The organism is Pseudoalteromonas issachenkonii (assembly GCF_002310795.1).
Taxonomy (GTDB): Bacteria; Pseudomonadota; Gammaproteobacteria; order Enterobacterales; family Alteromonadaceae; genus Pseudoalteromonas; species Pseudoalteromonas tetraodonis.
The window spans coordinates 1,366,020-1,383,813 of sequence record NZ_CP011030.1 but is presented as its reverse complement, the minus strand read 5'-3'; the positions used below and the strand labels follow the sequence as shown (position 1 = coordinate 1,383,813).

The window sequence follows — 17,794 nt, the reverse complement described above, 5'->3', positions numbered from 1 at the left end:
TACTAAATTGCTCCCAGCTCTTTATAAATACATTTAAGCTTTGGAATGATTACTCTAGGACTAAAGTTATTTAAAAACTTTTCTTTTGCAGCATCTCTCATTTTTTCTGTTTCTACAGGAAACTCAATTAACCTATTCATTGCCATTTTTAGTGATTCAACATCACCGGGTTCAATAAGTAAGCCATCAATATTATTTGTAATGGCATCTGGAATTCCACCTGCAGTAGAAGCAATAACAGGTATGTTACATGACATAGCTTCTAACACCCCCATTGGAAAGCCTTCGTTATAGCTTGGTAACACGTATGCATCTGCTTGCTTTAAAATATTAATTTTTTTATCGCCAGCAACCCAACCAAGTAACTCAACGCATTCATCTAGACCTAGCTCATTAACCATTGTCTGATATTTTTTAATCTCGCCGTCACCACCAAGCAATAATCTAGCGTTTGGATGCTCTTTAACAACACAATTAAAAGCATGTATTAAATCAGATACGCCTTTACGTTCACCTAACCGGCCTAAAAATACAAAATTAAAGTTATTAGTTTTCTCTTTTTCTATTTCTAACTTAGGAACAGCGTTATAAACTACAACTCCTTTTTTTGGTTCGTCCAGTATAGTATCGAGCCAACTTAACCATTGAGTAGATAAAACAATAACTTTATCTACAGAGTTAAAGGTTGTTCTTATTTGTGCTTGTTTAGATTCACAGCATTCATTATTATAAAACTCTCTAAATTCAGCTCCATGTAAATGCAGAATAACTTTTGTATTAAAATATTTAATCAGCTTTATTAGCATTGACTTTCTAGCATAACTCCCTCTAGAAGCCATATGAATATGCACTACGCCAACGTCATATATTATTAATTTAGAAGCTAACTTGATAATACAAAGTAAATAATTGAATAGTTGGCCTGCCATGCCAAACCCAGTATTGGTTGAATGGCTTACTAAAAGCTCTGAATTTGTGTCATAAAAAAAATCTTCGCTTTCGTAAACATTTAAAACTGTTGCAATACCACCGTGTCCGTTTTTATCTGTGGCTATTGTTAGATTTATTGATTTTTTCACGTTAAAACTCTCTTATAGCCTGCTTTATTTTACCGTTTTTAGTCCTTGGAATTGCATCAACTTTTTTTACATTCACTTTAATAGACTCACCTAACCTTTCTTTTGTGTTCGTAATTAATTTATCTTTTTGAGTCTTATTAAATAACGCCCCATCAACTACAACCAAAACATCAATACTCTGATCTTTTTTCTGTACAAACTGTGAACCTAATAACCCTTCAACACCTTTTGGAATATGATTTAATATATGCACTTTCTGCCCATCTTCAGCAACTAGGTAATCTCCTGTTCTCCCTTCTATAGAATCAACGAGTGGAAATACACGGCCGCAGGGGCAATTTTTTTCGTCTGACAATATAACATGATCACCGGTTTTATAACGTATTAAAGGGTATAGCGCATTATTAAAATTAGTCCCGACAATTTCAGCCCTATCACGACCATCCTCTGTTTTACCAGCTGACAATAATTCTACATGAGCATAGTCTGTTAATATGTGATAACGGCCGTGCTCGCAGCTTGCAATAGCAGCTACACGTTCAAATAAGCCATACCAATCAAAAACCGTACATTTAAATCGCGTTTCAATGAGGTGTTTATCTTCCTTTGTTAGTGATTCAGATGAAGTAACAACTGACTTTATTTCACCAGGATAATATTCATTATTTACCTCTAGATACTTAGCTAACGTAACAATAGATGAAGGGTAGGCCTGAATAACTTGTACACCAAAATCAACCATTGCATTGATATATGACTGTAAATTTTTAGGTGCCATATGAAACGATGAAAGCATAATCATATTTTCAAAATAAGAATAACGCCAAAATGGCAACTGTTTTTGTTCGATTGGTACAATCATATCACCACGGATCCATGCCCGTTTATCGGCCTTTTCAAAGCCAGCCCAAGCAAGCCCTCGGTTAACAAAAGCTTGCTCAGTTATAACTGATTTCATATCCTGGGGGATAACGAGTGGCACACCTGTTGTGCCACTCGTTGCGCCATTAATTACAGCGCCTTTTTTTTGAGGCGATAAAAACTTGTCTTTATGGGTGTTAACGGTGGGTTTATCAATATAAGGATACTTGTTTATACCTGTTCCAGTACCTTTATAATAATCAATAGTCTCACTTGCATTTGTAACTACATCACTAAGCATTTTATCACTATACTGTTTTAACAATTCATAGTTAAATTCATGAGTTTGTAGCTTTTGAGTAAGCTTTTCACAGTCAGTATTTTCCCTGAGTTTTTTACGTATAAATGCACGACTACTTAATAAAATATTTTGGATAAATACAGGGCTTGATTTATATAATTTACTTGTAAACATTAATAATAATCCTTTGGATTAATGTCTGTTTTAATTACTTTCCCAGGAATGCCAGCAACTACACAATTATCTGGTATATCAGTGACAACAACACAATTCGCACCTATAACGCAATTATTACCAACTTTCACATCACCTAAAATTTTCGCGCCAGTTGCAATAAAACAATTATCACCAATTAGAGGTACATTTATCGATTGCGATTTACCGCCAATAGTGACATTAGAACCAATAATACAATTTTTACCTATTACTGACCTTTTATGAATAACTACACCGATCCCCCCATAAGCAAAAATGGTGTTCTTACCAATAGAAGTTTCAGAAAAAACAGCTGAATTATGAGTCAATCGAATCAAGATATTCATCAAAGTTGGAAGCATAGGCACTTTGAGCTTATATAAGTAATTTCCGATACAATAGAGTCTCATTGATTACTCTCTCCCTCTTAAAGTTTCATTTATTGTTTTAGAACGTTAAGTAACTACTTATTATGTATTCTACTATTTGATACTTGATAAAAACTAAAAACAAATAGGCTTAAAGCAAGTGCAACAACACCATCTGGATAAGTAAAGCCATAAGTTGTTACACAAGTGAGCCAAACAGAACAAATAAAAGCAAGCATCCCAAGCTGCATATTTATTGAGTTTTTTATATGTATTGTATGCAAATTGAACCTTTGCTCTTTATAAAGCTTTATTAAAATATACATTTTAAATAAAACCCAAAGCACTCCACATAAGCCGAAGCTCACTAGTAAAGTGATTAAACCGCTGTCGTTGGTTTGTAACAGTAAAGCACGCTCTATTTGCGCTTCACTTAAACCAGTTTCATCTATTACAAAATTAAATAATGATGCAGCATAATTTTCATGAACAAAACCAGGACCAAAAATTGGATTATCAAAAAAAGCTTCTAATCGCTTTGGGTTTTCCGAAAAGCGATAGATAAAATTCCCCTCATCGCTGCTTCTCACCTCCGTAAATATAGATGAAAAGCGTTCTACAAAAAAAGTACCAGCTTTCAACAGCAATATAGGTATGACAAAGACAAACGTAATCACTGAGTATTTAAAAATCCTTTTCTTAACCTCAAATTTAGAAAATAAAAATATTATCAGCATACCTAACAAAATTGCTAACCAATAGGTCCGTGTATACGAAAGCAAAATTGATAGAAATGAGATAACCATTACAGTTAATATAAAAGACTTACGTGATGGCAATGAGTTACTTAGCAATAAGGTAACTGAACAAAAGAAACACATTAATGCAAAAAAATATGCTGGTAAATAAACTCTTGTTACACTCCCTGCGTCAGTGGTGAGGTCAATAATTTTCGTATTAGCTGTTAAATTAATACCCAACATTTGAAATAACATCAAGCTAAACTGTACAATACACACAAAAACGATAAGGTATAATAATTGCTGCATTGACTTGTTATCTGAATAAAAGCGAACAAAGTAAAAATAAACTAATAAATATAAGTAACCTCTTCCTACTTTTATAGTAGAAACAATTGGTAAATCAAAACGTAAAGCGGTAATTACGAATTGAATAATAACCATACTAACAAAAGTTAGTACAGTAAAGGCGACCCACTTAGCTGCTTTGTTATGTACTGGGTAATAAAAGCCATTTTTTAAGGAGTCCAATAAATATAATGTAACTAAAATAAGAAACAAAAGATCATTAAATTTCAAGACTCCTGGTAACCTAATGAATGTTTCAGGATTTATGATACCTAAAAACTGAACACTGGCTAACAAAAAAATATAGCCCCATAATTTGGGCTTATTTATTATTGCAACCATAATGGGGACAGCGACTGGTAAAAGTAGCATTTTTGTATTTTGTGTCAAAGCAAAATACGCTATGTATACAACTGCTAAGGGTACTAAAAACCAGAGCATGTATTTTTTATATGCGCGGTTATACATGTTCAGTTACTGCACTAAAAAACTTATCACTCACTATTTCCCAATTATAATAATTATTTACTGCATTTATTCCTGCAATAGAAGCTTTTTTATATGCTAAGGGATTTTCAATGAGATGTAATATTTCATTTTTTATAGCATCTATATCACCAAGGTCAGCAACCCTACCAGCACCTGTTTTTACTAGAATGTCAGGCATAGCGTCTATGTTAGATCCAATACAAGGCGTGCCAAATGCCATTGCTTCTAGAAGAACAAGTCCGAATGCCTCATATGCTGAATGAATAATAAATAAATTTGCTTGGCGGTAAAGTCTTGCTAATTTTTCTTTATCATAAATCCTTCCTAGATAGATAACACTATCATGGTTGGGACAAGGGTTTACTCGGGGCCCGACAATAGTAAGTGTAATCTTAGGGTAGTGGCTTTTCAGCAAGTCAAGTGCAGCTAGGATTTCTTCCCCCCCCTTTTGCTTAAACATTTTACCAACAAATAAAAGTTTAATATCATAAGGATCTATTATTTGTTTTTTTACTACGCTTGAAGGTAATAAATTAGATCCATACCCCACTGTCACTAGTTTTTCAGAGTCAATAGAATAAAAAGTTTTTAGCGAATTGGTGATATATTCACTAGGAACAATTATTTTATCTGCCCTTTGATACAGCTTAGTTTCATTTCTATACCAATTAAGTAACTCCAATTCGCTGGGAGGTAATAACGGTTTGATTGACTGTAGTTGTTTTTGTGCTGCAAGCTCCATCGTATAATCGGTTAGTATAAAAAACGGTAGCTTCGCTTTTGAATAAGCCATCGCATCGAACGTACCTGAAACCTGTATTACAGCCGCGTAATCTGCAACATCAACTGAATCTATGATTTTTGCACACCAATTACTCTTAAGCCTAAATGCCCAGCCTGTTTTTTGTAATAAATTGTATTTTCTTTCAGCCTTTATGATCCATTTCTTGTAGTTCAAGGAAAAAGAGGTAATGATGGCAAAAAAATATAGTCGCCAAATTTTAGGAATATTATGCTCTTCAATTTGTAAGCCTTTTTTTGATAATTCGGAAAAAAGCTTATCACTCACACCTGAAAAATCGACCCTAAATAGTAAATATTTATTTTTCACCAATCGCTTCCTTTAAAATATTTTTTAGTTTGGCTTCGTCAATCTTCTGATCATACTTTAATGCGTGTGCATAGCACTTTTCGGCCCATATTTCTGATTTTTGCATTATTTCCTCGATTCTTTTTTTCCAAGCTACTTCACACAGATAGTCACTAACAATTAACTCATCGCTGCATACAGTTTCAGGTAGCCCACCTCGGTTAGAAACAATAACAGGAATCGAATGTGAGGCGGCTTCTAGTGATACCTTACCAAATGCTTCTTGCCAGATAGAGGGAACTAGTAGTAATTTGGTCGTCGCATAAAGCTCATCGGTATTATAAAAAAATGGATGGTACAAAACATTGTCAATTTGTTTTTTTTCTAAATTTCGACCTATTACCCTAAACTGTAAATTGGGCATTAATTTAGCAGTGTTCAAGAAAGTAGTAATCCCTTTTACCTCACCGCTGCCAATCATAGTAATATATTTAGCCTGTTTTAGATTTGTTTTTACTCGTCCAACAGTGTCGGTAAATGGATATATAATTAAAGGATTAATATTACTCTGTTTTTCTAATGCTGAGGCGATATATTGGGAATTAGCTATCACACGAAAACTGCCATTAATCGCTGCTATATTTTTTTTGCAATGAAATAAAAAAAATGGATAATCTGAGATACGTTTTACTAATCTCATCAACTTACTTTTAATAGTATTTTTTAAACCATATTCTGGCCTTTTATTAATACTAAACTCTTCATGCACATAATAAATTGCTTTTCCTCCAACTTTATTTGTTGCGTTTATAGCGCCTAAACAAGTTGAGCAGTTTCCAATGACAACGTCATACCTGTTATTCTTAAAAAATTTGTATATAAGAAAATAATTAACAAAGTTCCCAAAATAATTAAGATACTTAGTATGAAATAGAGGAATGATCCTTAGATTATTGTAGTTATATTTATTATGCTTTTCATATATTTCCCTTTGACCTGATATAACCGTAACATCATAATCAGAACTAAGGATATCAACCATCTGTTTAATACAAGTTTCAGCCCCACCAATTTTGTATTGCGCATTCACGCTAAATATTGCAATTTTCTTCATAAGATGAATTTCATAATTTTTTGCTTAAAGTTAATAGGATTTTTTTTGTATAGTAGAACCGAACTCGTTAACGCTATAACAACAAATAACAGCACTATAATGAAACTACAAGCTCTAGAAAGGTACACTAACAATAGTGAACAACAACAATATACGACTATAGAAACAAATACCGGGAGCAAATATGCTTTTAAATAAATAAGAGGGCTCACCTTTAATATTTTAAATAAAAATAAAATTTGGCATGATAAAAAAGCTAATTGTCCGCAAACAAATGCAACTGCGACTCCAATAACTGAAAATGGCTCGTATAATAATAGAGAAATAACTATTAGAATAAACAAAGCAAATATATTAGATATTATCTCTCGATATACTATTCCTTGAGATTTTAACAAATCACCTGCAATAATTGACATAGAAGATATTACAGCCCCTACAATCAGCACCCTTAAAATTGGTACCATTTCTATCCAATTATCGCCATAAACTGTCCTAACAATCAGATCTGCATAAATTACAACTAGGGTCGATGCTGGTATAAATAGTAAAGCTAAAACAGATGTCGCAGTGACAAAGGTGTTAAGTAAAAACATCTTGTCATCTTGTTTATTTGAAAACTCAACATATAACACTGAGCTAACATTTCGCACTATTTGATTTAATGGCATTTGTAGTAATTTTAATGCTCTTGTATATAAGCCGACACCTGCTACCCCCCCTGCAAGCGTTACGAAATAACGGTCTGTATTAGAGGTAGAAAAAAGAAATAGGCTCTGTATTGTCATTGCAATTGACATTTTGCTGTGTTTAACAATAGATGAGCAACGAAAACCAGGAAGCAGCTTATATTCATATTTAACAAGAAATAATACGATTAAAAGCTTAACTATTTGACGACTCATGAAGGCATAGACTAATGCATAAAAACCAAACCCATTGAGCGAAAGAACAATAGCAATAATTGCATAGACAAAAACTGAAATTAATTCAGAAGCAGCTACCTGCCAATAACGTCGCCTCTTCATTAAAGCTAAACGATAAACATATTCAAGCGTTAAAAAGGGTAAGATCCAAACTAATATTGAATAACTACCAATAAATAGCTCTCCTCCCCAATATAAAGCTATTTTTCTTACTAATAAGTATGATACACCAGCGAAAAAAATACTAATTAAGGTTGTTAATAACGCAATACTACTTAAATCTAATTCTGAAGCCGACTTATTTTGTACAAAACTCATTGCAAAACTTTTCAGCGCCACAACGCTGAGAAGTTCCACTACAATTAATGCTAAGGCAAAAGCGCCAAAATCAGAAGGAAGTAGTATTCTCGCAATAAATACCTCAACTATAAATATAAGTAACTGAGACGCAAGGTTAAAACCACCTGTAGAAACTATGCTTTTTAGCATTATTTTAATAACTCATTTAAATTAGTACTAACACGAGCTCGGCTTACGTATCCGGTCAAAAAACTTTTTTTGCATAGAATAATTTTGCAAGTCTGAACGCTATTTACTCTAAAGAGTGTCATTAATGAATTTATGAATTTAAAAGCGTTAAAAATTTCGACACCGATAATTATAAGTACAAAAGGAACGTTAACGGTCAAAACTTCTACGAGTGGCTGCTTAAGTATAGTTCTAATCATTTTTATACTTCATCTATAATTTTTAAATAGAGATAAATATATTTCTTAAAAACAGATACGATATTAAAGGTTTTCTCAAGTGTTTTTTTAGATTTATTAACATTGTGAGTGTTGATCAAATTAGTAATACAATCAGGTGTTATCGAGTCCGACAGGTATAAAACCCCCATTTTATCAAAAAAGGTTTTTCTATCTTCAAGAATACCTACCTCTGTTGATATTAAAGGTAAGCCAACAGCTAACATCTCTAGAGGTACTAAGCCAAAAGTCTCTTCACTAGAAGTAAAAACACCTAAGTCGGCATCAATATATTGCTGCACACTTTGAGTTTTATTTAACTTACCTAAAAAATAAACATTTTTTTCTAGGCCTAAAGAAGTTATCTGTTTTTTTAACTGCTCTGTATATTCTTTATCTGCGGCAGGGCCAATTATAGTTAATGAAGAATCAAAACCACCATTAACTAACTTAGCCAGTAGAGCAATGGAGTCTTCAATTTTTTTCCTTGGTGTTAATAACGCACAAGTAACCAGTTTTATTTCTTTTCGTTGATGCTTGACATAATTAGCTTCAAAATACTCTTGGTCTATTGGGTTATTTACCACTTCAGATTTAAAACCCTCTGCAAAAATTGCACTTTGTAACTTTTTGCCCACAACAACAATGTTATCATTTCTTTTTTTTATTATTATTGGGATTACTTTTTCATATAAAAAATTATTAACAAAACCAACATTTCGACGAGCAATCTTTTTATAGCTGTGAACAGTGACTAATGTTTTACCTTTAAAACCACTCCCTATTAAAAAACTCCAAAGATGAGTATGAACTAAATCAGGGTTTAAGATCTTTAATAATTTTCGTACATGCCAATTTTGCCATATAATACCCGGAATTTTAAAGCCTGTTTGTTTACTTGATGCAGGTAGCCAGATAAAATCAACATTACCCGATAAATGAATAACATCCCCGGTGAAAGGTGTTTTACTTTGTGGATCTAGCCCAATAATGGTGAACCTAAAGTTAGCGTCATCATGGTTAACCATATATTCCGCAAGCATTTGGCATACACTGTCTATTCCACCACAATTTAAACTACCCCAGTCATAAGTAGAAAGGGGCATAATTAAAGCGATATGTTTTTTAGGCATTATTGATGTTCTTATTAATATACATTCAAAACTCTTTATTAATGTAAAAAACTTTAAAGAATACCGCGGGTATCAATAACAACTTTTGATGCAAATTCTGTTTTATCTGCAGCTTTAAATTGTTTATGATCAACTAATACTACAACGACGTTTGCTTGCTCTAGTGCGCTTTCTAGCGATACTAAGCTAACATTTTTATCTGCAAGGTTAGCTGGCAGTTCAGTAATGTTTGGCTCTACCGCAAGTATTTCACCAATATTTTTTGCTGCTAACTCTTCAACAATATTTAATGCCGGACTCTCACGAAGATCGTCAATATCGGCTTTAAATGAAAGGCCTAAACATGCAATAACTGGACGTTTAAATTCATCAGCGGCTTTTGCTACTTTTTCAATTACGTAAAATGGTTTTGCGTCGTTAGTTAAGCGTGCTTGTTTAATTATTTTTGCTTCGTCTGGGCAGCTTGCAACAATAAACCAAGGGTCAACCGCAATACAGTGGCCGCCAACGCCAGGGCCTGGATTTAAAATATTTACACGCGGGTGACGATTAGCAAGCTTAATAAGCTCCCACACATTAATTTTTAATTTGTCACAAATGACCGACAATTCATTGGCAAAGGCAATGTTTACATCGCGAAATGAGTTTTCGGTTAACTTAGCCATTTCAGCGGTACGGGCATTGGTAATAATACACTCGCCGCGCACGAAAGTTTCATATAACTTAACGGCTTTTTCGCTACATGCTTTGCTCATACCACCTATAACGCGGTCGTTTGATACTAACTCTTGTAATACATAGCCAGGTAATACACGTTCTGGGCAATGCGCAACATTAATGTCGGCAGCATCGCCTTTATCTTGTGGGAACGTTAAGTCAGGGCGCGCTTCACTTAACCAAGCGGCTAGTTGCTCTGTTGCACCTACGGGTGAGGTGCTTTCTAAAATAACTAAGTTACCTTTTTCAAGCACTGGGGCAATCATTTTTGCAGCCGATTCAATATAGCTTAAGTCGGCACTGTGGTTACCGCTTTCGCTGTGAATAAACGGTGTAGGTACGGCTACCATAAACGCGTCGGCTTTTTCTGGCGTTGTAGTGGCTCTTAAATTGCCGGTAGACACTACGCCACGCACTATTATGTCGAGATCAGGCTCTACTATGTGTATTTCACCGGCATTAATGGTATTAACTGCTTTTTCGCTTACGTCTAAACCAATTACTTTCATACCGCGCGATGCAATAACCGCCGCAGTGGGTAAACCTATGTAGCCTAAACCAACAACTGAAACTGTTTTAATTGTCATTACTAAATCCTTGAAAAAGTTTTAAACTTTATTTTAATCTTTAAAGTGTTGTTTAATTTTAGCCACAATGCGTTCACACGCTTTACCATCACCATAAGGGTTATGTGCACGGCTCATTGACTGATATTCTTGAGCGTTAGTTAGTAAGTTATTAACTTCATTCACTATTCGAGCTTTATCTGTACCTACTAGTTTAACTGTACCTGCTTCTACCGCTTCTGGGCGTTCTGTGGTGTCACGCATAACAAGTACAGGTTTACCTAGGCTTGGCGCTTCTTCTTGAACACCACCTGAGTCGGTTACGATTATGTGAGCTTGATTCATTAAGTACACAAATGGTAGGTAGTCTTGCGGCTCGATTAAATGCACATTATCAACATTTTTTAATATGCGATTTACTGGTTCGCGTACATTAGGGTTTAAATGCATTGGGTATAAAATTTGTGTATCTGGGTGCGCAGTTGCAATTTCGACCAATGCCTCACAAATTCGCTCAAAACCGCCACCAAAGCTCTCACGGCGGTGCCCTGTAACTAAAATAAGCTTTTTAGTTTCATCGAGTTCTGGAAATTTAGCTTTTAGAGTTGAAATTAAAGCGGTGTCGGTTTTTACTTTATCAACCACTTGTAATAATGCATCAATTACCGTGTTACCAGTAACTAGAATATCGTCAGCATTTACTGCTTCGTTGAGTAAGTTTTGCTGCGATGTTTGCGTTGGTGCAAAATGCAGCTTTGTAATAGCACCAGTAAGCTTGCGGTTACCCTCTTCTGGCCATGGTGAACTTAAGTTGCCTGTTCGTAAACCTGCTTCTACGTGCCCCACTGGAATTTGCTGATAAAACGCCGCTAAACTTGCAGATAAAGTAGTGCTGGTATCGCCATGAACAAGCACTAAATCTGGTTTAAACTCTTCAAGAATAGGTTTTAGACCTAACAAAATATTTGTTGTTACATCGTATAAGCTTTGACCCGGTTTCATAATGTTCAAATCGTACTCTGGTACAATTTCAAAAAGGTCTAAAACTTGGTCAAGCATTTCACGATGCTGAGCAGTAACACATACTTTTGCATCAATACCTTCTGCATCATTTAGCGCTTTAACTAGCGGCGCCATTTTTATTGCTTCAGGTCGCGTACCAAAAATACTTAATACTTTAATAGCCATGATTTCCCTTAATTTTTTACTAACCGGTTTTGCATAACTTTATGCATTTGCCATTAATTGCTTAACGCGCTTTGTAAATTCTTCACCCATTAGGTTTGATTGCATTGCGTATTCTACATTTGCGAGCATATAGCCTAGTTTTGAGCCACAATCATGCGACTTACCTTTTAAATGGTACGCTTCAATTGTTTCAAGATGACGTAACTGTAGTAATGCATCTGTTAATTGTATTTCGCCGCCAGCACCTGGAGGCGTAAACTCGAGTAAATCCCAAATAGCAGGCGAAACAACATAACGCCCTGTTATTGCTAAATTGCTTGGCGCTTCGTCATTATTTGGTTTTTCAACCATGTTGGTAATGGCTGCATTTTCACCAGGCTGGATTTTTTTACCTGCTAAATCAACCACACCATAGTTGTGCACTTCCTCATGAGGGACGGGCTCAACCATAATTTGATTATGCTGGGTGCGCTCAAATCGGTCGATCATTTGCGCTAGGTTATCAACCTTAAGATTTGACTTATATTGATCGATAATTACATCGGGCAATAAAATAGCAAAAGGGTTATTGCCAATGATTGGACGTGTTTCAAGTATTGCGTGGCCTAAGCCTAACGGCGCCGATTGACGAACCGATATAATACTTACATCTCTTGGGATTATTGAACGCACCTCTTCTAGCAGACTACGTTTTACGCGCGCTTCTAGAGTAGCTTCTAGCTCAAAGCTGGTATCAAAATGATTTTCTATTGCGTTTTTAGAAGCATGAGTAACCAGTATAATTTCTTTAATACCGGCTTTTACTGCTTCGTTAACAACGTATTGAATGAGAGGTTTATCGACTAGTGGAAGCATTTCCTTTGGCGTTGCTTTGGTAGCTGGCAGCATGCGAGTACCCAAGCCTGCAACAGGCAAGACTGCTTTTAATACTTTCACTTCAATTCCTTTTATTGTTACTTTTTTGTTCCGCAGTCACTTGTTGATGTTTTTGCCAAATTAAGCAAAGACTTTAAGCACTACCATCCATATGGGCGGCTATTATACACAAGCTATACAATCGCTCAATATAAAAAGCAGTCTTTTTGATTGTTTTATGTTGCAAAGTTGTTAACTGCTAGGTTGGTGCTTTTTTTATAACCTATCATTTTAGTTTCAATGAGAATATAATTACTACGTTAACTTTTTAGGGATGGGCTTTGTGCGCGTTGGAATTTGCATCATTATATTAGTGTCTTTTTTTGCTTGTGCACAAGACATGCTTTTACATTTGCGTAATAGCGATATAATTTCCCGTGCCAAACAGTTTTACGGTGATGCTGGCCATCAACGAATAAAAAACTGGCTGAGTTTTATTGATGACTCTGCCGATAAAAGTGAGTGGCAAAAAATTCACTTAGTTAATGACTTTTTTAATAAGCATATAAAGTACAAAACCGATGACGATCTTTGGCAAAAAAAAGATTACTGGGCCACCCCACTAGAAAGCTTAGGTGTGGGCATGGGTGACTGTGAAGACTATGTTATTGCAAAATATTTTACTTTAATTGCCTTAGGTATTCCAGAAGACAAAATACGCTTTATGTATGTACGCCAACGTACCGTTAATCAACCACACATGGTATTAATATACTTTGAACAACCCAATCAAATACCGTTGGTGCTCGACAATTTTAATACTAAACTAGTGCCTGCTAGTAATCGTGGCGATTTAAAGCCTATATATAGTTTTAACGGCCAAGGCTTGTGGTTAGCCAAATCGAAAGGGTTAGGTAATAAGGTTAAAAATAGCCGTGGAGTTTCTGCTTGGAACACTATGCTAGAACGAATTGAACAAGGTGAGCTTGCGCCCGCTAATGGTAACAACAAAGGAACTAGTAGTTATGTCTCGAATTTTTAAATATGGATTGAGTTTAAAGACCCAAGTATATGGCTTGATCATTTTAATTTCGATCATTTCATTTTGTGTACGCGTAATTACCGATGTGGATACAACTCGTAATTACTTACAAACGCAAATGGCCAGCCACGCGCAAGACACCGCTACCAGTTTAGGGCTTTCTATATCTCCTTATTTAGAAGACGACAGCCTAATGATTGCCGAAACGATGGCAACCGCTATTTTTGACTCTGGTTATTACAGCCAAATTAAATTTACCGATGTGCAAAATAATATAGTGTTTGAATTACAAAACCCTAAACGCGTTGAATCTGTTCCAGGTTGGTTTATTAGTGCTGTTGAACTGAGTGCGCCCACTATGCATTCTGAAATAAACAATGGTTGGATGATGGCAGGCACACTTGATGTAACCAGCCATACTGGGCAATCTTACCTTACATTGTGGCAACACACACTCCGCAGCTTATATAGCTCATTTTTGCTATTAGCAGCATCGCTGGCTATTGCATTTTTAATTTTACGCGCAGTATTTAAGCCGTTAAAAGCAGTAGAAGATCAAGCCACTTTAGTGACTCGAAAACGCTTTACCTTAAATAAAGAAATACCAGTAGCACGGGAGCTTCGCACTGTAACCCAAGCCATAAATAACATGGTTATAAACTTACAAAGTACGTTTGATTCGCTGACCAAACAAACACAAGCGCTTACTGAAGAAGTATACATAGATTCGTTAACGGGGTTGGGTAACCGTAAGTCGTTTGAAAACCACTTTAATTCTGTTGTAAATAATATTACTGACGATACGCCAATTACTGCGATGATGCTTACCCTACCCTCGTTAAATAATATTAACCAAGTGGTAAGCTACCAAGATGGTGATCAGCATGTGCTTGATGCTGCTAAAATACTTAAGCATGTTGCCGATGAGCTACCAAATTCAACTATATTTAGGCTTAATGGGGGTACGTTTGTATTACTGGCCCCGTATGACGTTTTATTTTTAAATAAAGCCCGCTTAGACCTCATTGATAATTTAAGTCAAAAAGAAAACAGCTTACATATAAACGGTTACGCTAATTTAGCGATTGTTGGTGTTGAGCAAGGAGCGAGTTTAGGTGAAGTGTTATCGCTACTTGATACTGGTTGCACTATAGGTGAAGACACTACGTTTGATAAAAACGATAAAGAGTCATTATTTAGTGTTAACCAATGGCGTACCTTAATTAAGTCGATTATAAATGCTGGCGAAGTGAGTTTTTCGGTGCAACCTGTTAAACAAGCTAATAAAACTGATTCTCAGTGTTACTTTGAAGTATTTGCTCACTTTATTCATGAAGGTGAAAAGGTAAATAATGGCCACTTATTCGCGATGGCTGAAAAGTTAAATTTAACCGAAGAGCTCGATAAAAAAATTATACGTAGCTTTGTTGATATAAAAGAGCACTACCCTAATGATGTGTTTGCGTTGAATATTAGTAAAGCATCATTGTATTCAGCCGACTTTATACAATGGCTTACCCTTTACTCGCACACTAAACCGGTAATTAAAACAAACTTAGTGTTTGAACTACATGAAATTGGTTTGCTTTATAACGTGCATATTGCGTCTTTACATATAGATGCAATTAAAGAGCTGGGTATTAATGTGTGTATTGAGCACTTTGGTACTAGCTTAACGTCGTTTAGGTATTTACAAGGTCTTGATATTGAGTACGTTAAAATTGATGGTAGTTACATTCAAGATTTAGTAACTAACCCGCAAAGTCAATTTTATATTCAAACAGTTAATAATATTTGTCATGGCTTTGGTATTAAAGTTTTAGCCTGTTTAATTGAAAAAACCGAGACTTTAGAAATACTTGAATACCTAGGATGTGATGGGGTACAAGGTAATTTAATACTGCCACCATCAAAAATTATTAAATCTAATGAAAATGGCGTAAATAAAGAGTTTACTTTTTGCACCGATGCGCTAAAATTTTGCAATTAGTACTCAACCAAGGGACGAGAAATGAAAAAATTAATTTTAGCTGGCTTAGTCGCTAGTGCGTCTGCTCTAACTGCTTTGCCAACCTATGCACAAACGGATAATAATGCTGTGGTTCAAGAAGTGAGCATAAATAGCATTATTGATATTCTTAATAACGTAACAGCAGATACTACGCCAGAGCAATTACGCGAAGATTTAGTAGAAGCGATTAAACGTATTTGTAAAAATAAAGAAAAAATCAAGCTAGACGAAAAACTGCTTAATGGCGCTTGTGGCGCTGCTGATATAGATGCAATGGTTGCTGCTGTTGTGGCACGTTTTGGTGCAGACAATCCATTAATTTCAGACTTTTTAGCTGCCCTTTCGGCTGCTGGTTTAGATACTGATGCAATTACCCTAGCAGCAATTACCGCAGGTGTTGATGCAACAACCGCTTCTGAAGCAACTGCTGCAGGTCCTGGTGCAGGTCAGCCTGCTCCGCCAGTAGGCAGCTTACCAACATTACCAACACCTCCAGGTTCTGGTGGTACAGGCGGTGATAACGGTATATCTGAAGTCGGTAACTAGTTTTTACTATTAGTATATTCAAACGCAGCCAATTGGCTGCGTTTTTACTTTGTTTGAGTTTATTTTGAATCGTTTTATATTTTTTCTTATTTGTCTGATCCTTTTTTTGCTTCCCCTTCCTTTAGGTAGTTACAGGCCTTGGGCAATTTTAGCTATTGGTATTTTAACTAGCTTTACCTTTATTACTCACTTGGCAAACAGTGTTTTAAATAACCAGCAAGCACTCTTACCTCCTCGATATACTTGGCCGTTATTTACTGCCTTAGGCATTGTTGCTTTGGTGTGCGCGGTTCAGTTATTTGGCGTGAGTGTTGATGCTTTTCAAACCAAACAAATGTTATTAAAAACCAGCTTTTTAATAATGTTGAGCTGGTTAATATTTAATTACTGTAATAATGTAAATCGTATTAAAAAATTAATTTACGCCGTCATTTGCGCCGGTGTTTTTCAGGCTTTGTATGCTAGTTACTTAAACTTATCGCCCGATATTGTTAGCCCTTTATTTGGCTACAAACACACCGACAGAGCAATTGGTACTTTTACCTATTCTAACTTTTTAGCTAACTATTTAGCGCTGTGCTTATGCTTAGGCATTGGTGTTTTAATTAGCGAACTAAAACGCACTAACAACGGCTACAAGCCTACTTTAAAACAAACCTTACGTGCTTGGGCTGAGATTATATTAAGCTCTAAAATAATTTTGCGTATATCGCTAATTATTATAATTGTGGCGCTTATTTTAACCCGTAGTCGCATGGGTAATTCGGCTTTTTTTATCGCCTTAATTATAGTGAGCTTACTGGCGCTGTTTGTTTATAAGCAAAAGCCTAAAGCATTTAAATTGCTGATTGTGAGCTTTTTCATTATCGATTTAATCATCATTGGTGCCATTTTCGATGTAGAAAAGGTAAAACAACGTATTAGCGAAACCAGTTTACAATCGGAAACTCGCGATGAAGTTGTACGCGACTCAATCCCGCTGATTTTAGATAACCCGTTGTTAGGCTCGGGCGGCGGTACTTTTTACACTGCGTTTCCCGCGTATCAGTCTGAGCCCTACTCTGGTTATTACGACAATGCGCATAACGATTATGTACAATTTGCAGTTGAGCTGGGTATTCCTGCAACGGCGTTATTGGGGCTGTTAGTGGTTTATTGTTTATGGTTATGTATTAATACTATGAGAACACGTAAAACGGCGCTTTATCAGGGTGTGGCGTTTGGTTGTGCTACAGCTATTGTGGCAATGATGCTGCATTCGTCGGTTGATTATTCGCTACAGGCGGGGGCTAATTCTATGTTGTTTATAGTAGTGTTATGTTTAGCTTTATTAACCAATAAGTTACCGGCACCAAAGCGGATTAAAAAACGACGCAGCGAAAGTTAACGGGCTGCGGGGAGCGGGTTACGAGCCTAATTCCTAACACCTAAAACATGCGCGAGGTAAACTCCCGCCTACGAATAAGATTAACATCTAGG

At 35.7% G+C, this 17,794-nt stretch carries 15 protein-coding genes; 4 read left to right on the top strand and 11 right to left on the bottom strand.

Going from position 1 to position 17,794, the window contains the following annotated elements; translation table 11 throughout:
* Positions 1-2 precede the first annotated feature (2 nt).
* From PISS_RS06405 to galU, 11 genes are all read right to left on the bottom strand, one after another.
* Positions 3-1,079: a glycosyltransferase family 4 protein gene (locus tag PISS_RS06405; RefSeq protein ID WP_058154476.1), complete on the bottom strand. Its 1,077-nt coding sequence runs from the start codon at positions 1,077-1,079 to the stop codon at positions 3-5.
* 1 nt (position 1,080) lies between these two features.
* Positions 1,081-2,415 (bottom strand): phenylacetate--CoA ligase family protein, encoded by a 1,335-nt coding sequence (locus tag PISS_RS06400; protein WP_058154475.1) that lies wholly within the window; start codon positions 2,413-2,415, stop codon positions 1,081-1,083.
* Positions 2,415-2,846: a serine O-acetyltransferase gene (locus PISS_RS06395; RefSeq protein WP_058154474.1), complete on the bottom strand. Its 432-nt coding sequence runs from the start codon at positions 2,844-2,846 to the stop codon at positions 2,415-2,417. The genes PISS_RS06400 and PISS_RS06395 overlap by 1 nt, the downstream gene beginning before the upstream one ends.
* Before the next feature lie 53 nt (positions 2,847-2,899).
* Positions 2,900-4,360, bottom strand: coding sequence for an O-antigen ligase family protein (locus PISS_RS06390; protein ID WP_058154473.1), 1,461 nt, complete (start codon positions 4,358-4,360; stop codon positions 2,900-2,902).
* The gene (locus PISS_RS06385; protein ID WP_058154472.1) at positions 4,353-5,492 is read right to left on the bottom strand and encodes a glycosyltransferase family 4 protein; all 1,140 of its coding nucleotides are present in this window, start codon (positions 5,490-5,492) and stop codon (positions 4,353-4,355) included. The genes PISS_RS06390 and PISS_RS06385 overlap by 8 nt, the downstream gene beginning before the upstream one ends.
* Positions 5,482-6,585: a glycosyltransferase gene (locus PISS_RS06380; protein ID WP_058154471.1), complete on the bottom strand. Its 1,104-nt coding sequence runs from the start codon at positions 6,583-6,585 to the stop codon at positions 5,482-5,484. The genes PISS_RS06385 and PISS_RS06380 overlap by 11 nt, the downstream gene beginning before the upstream one ends.
* Positions 6,582-8,000 carry an oligosaccharide flippase family protein gene (locus tag PISS_RS06375; protein ID WP_058154470.1) on the bottom strand — a complete coding sequence of 473 codons (1,419 nt, stop codon included), beginning with the start codon at positions 7,998-8,000 and terminating at the stop codon, positions 6,582-6,584. The genes PISS_RS06380 and PISS_RS06375 overlap by 4 nt, the downstream gene beginning before the upstream one ends.
* Positions 8,001-8,241: 241 nt before the next feature.
* On the bottom strand, positions 8,242-9,390 hold the full coding sequence (locus PISS_RS06365) for a VpsD family glycosyltransferase (RefSeq protein WP_058154468.1): 1,149 nt from the start codon (positions 9,388-9,390) through the stop codon (positions 8,242-8,244).
* 53 nt (positions 9,391-9,443) lie between these two features.
* Entirely contained in the window at positions 9,444-10,694 is a 1,251-nt protein-coding gene (wecC, locus tag PISS_RS06360; protein ID WP_058154467.1) for a UDP-N-acetyl-D-mannosamine dehydrogenase, read from the bottom strand.
* A gap of 33 nt (positions 10,695-10,727) precedes the next feature.
* Positions 10,728-11,861 carry a non-hydrolyzing UDP-N-acetylglucosamine 2-epimerase gene (gene wecB / locus PISS_RS06355; protein WP_058154466.1) on the bottom strand — a complete coding sequence of 378 codons (1,134 nt, stop codon included), beginning with the start codon at positions 11,859-11,861 and terminating at the stop codon, positions 10,728-10,730.
* A gap of 39 nt (positions 11,862-11,900) precedes the next feature.
* Positions 11,901-12,797, bottom strand: a complete 897-nt coding sequence (gene galU, locus PISS_RS06350; protein ID WP_058154465.1) for a UTP--glucose-1-phosphate uridylyltransferase GalU — start codon at positions 12,795-12,797, stop codon at positions 11,901-11,903.
* Between the two features lie 262 nt (positions 12,798-13,059).
* Between galU and PISS_RS06345 the strand changes: the two genes are divergently transcribed.
* The 4 genes from PISS_RS06345 (at position 13,060) to PISS_RS06330 (ending at position 17,702) form a co-directional block, all read left to right on the top strand.
* Positions 13,060-13,758 (top strand): transglutaminase-like cysteine peptidase, encoded by a 699-nt coding sequence (locus PISS_RS06345; RefSeq protein WP_058155475.1) that lies wholly within the window; start codon positions 13,060-13,062, stop codon positions 13,756-13,758.
* Positions 13,742-15,748: a bifunctional diguanylate cyclase/phosphodiesterase gene (locus PISS_RS06340; RefSeq protein WP_058154464.1), complete on the top strand. Its 2,007-nt coding sequence runs from the start codon at positions 13,742-13,744 to the stop codon at positions 15,746-15,748. The genes PISS_RS06345 and PISS_RS06340 overlap by 17 nt, the downstream gene beginning before the upstream one ends.
* Before the next feature lie 21 nt (positions 15,749-15,769).
* Entirely contained in the window at positions 15,770-16,315 is a 546-nt protein-coding gene (locus tag PISS_RS06335) for a hypothetical protein (protein ID WP_058154463.1), read from the top strand.
* Between the two features lie 64 nt (positions 16,316-16,379).
* Positions 16,380-17,702, top strand: a complete 1,323-nt coding sequence (locus PISS_RS06330) for an O-antigen ligase family protein (RefSeq protein ID WP_028835750.1) — start codon at positions 16,380-16,382, stop codon at positions 17,700-17,702.
* Positions 17,703-17,794 lie beyond the last annotated feature (92 nt).

Bases quoted from the DNA above. Each gene is read 5' to 3' on its own strand.
- PISS_RS06400 (WP_058154475.1), bottom strand. From the start codon at position 2,415: ATGTTTACAAGTAAATTATATAAATCAAGCCCTGTATTTATCCAAAAT.
- PISS_RS06395 (WP_058154474.1), bottom strand. From the start codon at position 2,846: ATGAGACTCTATTGTATCGGAAATTACTTATATAAGCTCAAAGTGCCT.
- PISS_RS06390 (WP_058154473.1), bottom strand. From the start codon at position 4,360: ATGTATAACCGCGCATATAAAAAATACATGCTCTGGTTTTTAGTACCC.
- PISS_RS06380 (WP_058154471.1), bottom strand. From the start codon at position 6,585: ATGAAGAAAATTGCAATATTTAGCGTGAATGCGCAATACAAAATTGGT.
- PISS_RS06375 (WP_058154470.1), bottom strand. From the start codon at position 8,000: ATGCTAAAAAGCATAGTTTCTACAGGTGGTTTTAACCTTGCGTCTCAG.
- PISS_RS06365 (WP_058154468.1), bottom strand. From the start codon at position 9,390: ATGCCTAAAAAACATATCGCTTTAATTATGCCCCTTTCTACTTATGAC.
- wecC (WP_058154467.1), bottom strand. From the start codon at position 10,694: ATGACAATTAAAACAGTTTCAGTTGTTGGTTTAGGCTACATAGGTTTA.
- wecB (WP_058154466.1), bottom strand. From the start codon at position 11,861: ATGGCTATTAAAGTATTAAGTATTTTTGGTACGCGACCTGAAGCAATA.
- PISS_RS06340 (WP_058154464.1), top strand. From the start codon at position 13,742: ATGTCTCGAATTTTTAAATATGGATTGAGTTTAAAGACCCAAGTATAT.
- PISS_RS06335 (WP_058154463.1), top strand. From the start codon at position 15,770: ATGAAAAAATTAATTTTAGCTGGCTTAGTCGCTAGTGCGTCTGCTCTA.